The sequence below is a fragment of the Leisingera sp. F5 genome (assembly GCF_001593695.1).
Map to the genome: position 1 here is coordinate 1 of NZ_LUKH01000819.1, position 1,627 is coordinate 1,627.

Below are 1,627 nucleotides of genomic sequence, written 5' to 3' on the forward strand. Positions count from 1 at the left end.
GTATAGGCCTTCACAATGCCCAGCACATAGTCGATCGAACCCGGCCCGATGCCCACGCCGGTTGCCGCCTGGCCCGCAATCACGTTCGACGAGGTCACAAACGGATAGGTTCCGAAATCAATGTCCAAAAGCGCGCCCTGTGCACCCTCAAACAGGATCCGCTTGCCCGCCTTGCGCTTCTCGTTCAGCACTTTCCAGACCGGTGCGGCATAGGGCAGGATTTTCGGTGCGATCTCTTTCAGCTGCTCAATGAGTGCATCACGGTCAACTGCCTCAACACCCAGTCCCTTGCGCAGCGGATCATGATGCTGCAGCGCGCGGTCAACGCGGGCAATCAGCGTCGCCTCATCGGCCAGATCGGCCACACGGATCGCACGGCGGCCCACTTTGTCCTCGTAACACGGGCCAATGCCGCGGCCGGTGGTGCCGATCTTGGTGCCTTTCGAGGCTGCCTCTTCGCGCGCCCGGTCCAATTCGCCATGCAGCGGCAGGATCAGCGGTGTGTTTTCCGCAACCATCAGGGTTTCCGGAGTGATCTCAACACCCTGCGCCTGAACCGTGGCGATCTCTTTCATCAGGTGCCAGGGGTCCAGCACCACACCATTGCCGATGACCGACAGCTTGCCCCGGCGCACCACACCCGAGGGCAGCGCGTGCAGCTTGTAGACGTTGCCGTCGATCACCAGCGTATGACCGGCGTTATGCCCGCCCTGGAATCGGGCGATGACGTCAGCGCGTTCGCTGAGCCAATCCACGATTTTGCCTTTACCTTCGTCACCCCATTGGGCGCCGACCACGACGACATTGGCCATATCCGGTCCTTTGATGCTGGTTCAAACCGGCCTCCGTATAACGACGCCACACCCGCGAGGGAACCGTAATTTCGACGCACACCCCGATCCGGACACCCAAGGACTGGACACAGGCCCGTGAATGGGCGATTCTGGGCAAAAAACGATGGGCTATTGGAATGATCGGGCTGTTTTTCAGGTGGATGTTCGCGTTTGCGCTGTTGGCGCTGACCTATAACCCGACCCAATGGAATTATGTCCGTTGGTCGGTGGACAATTACGAATCCCGACTGTCGATTGCGGTTCTCGCCGGTTTGCTATTGGCAATCGGTTATATCATCTACCTGCGCGCCACCATTCGGTCGATCGGGGGATTCGGTATGTTTCTGGTGTTGTCCGTCGTCGCAGCGCTATTGTGGGTGCTGTACGATCTGGGTCTGTTGCAGCTGGACAATCCAACGGTGAATGTCTGGCTGGGGATACTGGCGCTGTCGGTGGTGCTGGGCATCGGTCTCAGCTGGAGCCACGTGCGCCGCGCCCTGTCCGGGCAGGCCGATATGGATGATGTGGACGAATAAGCCTCTCGTCCTGATGTGTTGAAGTCATTGCGACCACACCAATTTACGCGGCCATCAACCGGGCCACATCCAGCATACGGGCGGAAAACCCCCATTCATTGTCGTACCAGCCAAAGACACGCAGCTGCCGATCCTGAATCACCCGTGTTTCCGGCCCTGCGATGACCAGCGATTCTGGGCGTGCGCGCAGGTCCGAAGACACCAGCGGGCTTTCCGTCCAGCCCAGAACCGCGGAGCGGTCGACGCTGGCGCGCAGCG

The 1,627-nt window shown here is 60.0% G+C and carries 2 protein-coding genes and 1 pseudogene; 1 reads left to right on the top strand and 2 read right to left on the bottom strand.

Annotated features, from left to right (window positions below):
• Positions 1-812: adenylosuccinate synthase (locus tag A2I95_RS36370; protein ID WP_291737366.1), on the bottom strand; the 812-nt coding region annotated here is incomplete at its 3' end.
• A gap of 161 nt (positions 813-973) precedes the next feature.
• On the opposite strand from A2I95_RS36370, the gene A2I95_RS36375 reads away from it, so the two are divergent.
• On the top strand, positions 974-1,369 hold the full coding sequence (locus A2I95_RS36375; protein WP_291737367.1) for a DUF6524 family protein: 396 nt from the start codon (positions 974-976) through the stop codon (positions 1,367-1,369).
• A 43-nt stretch (positions 1,370-1,412) separates the two neighbouring features.
• On the opposite strand, the pseudogene A2I95_RS36380 reads toward A2I95_RS36375, so the two are convergent.
• Positions 1,413-1,627: pseudogene (locus A2I95_RS36380) on the bottom strand (glyceraldehyde-3-phosphate dehydrogenase); the annotation flags it as partial.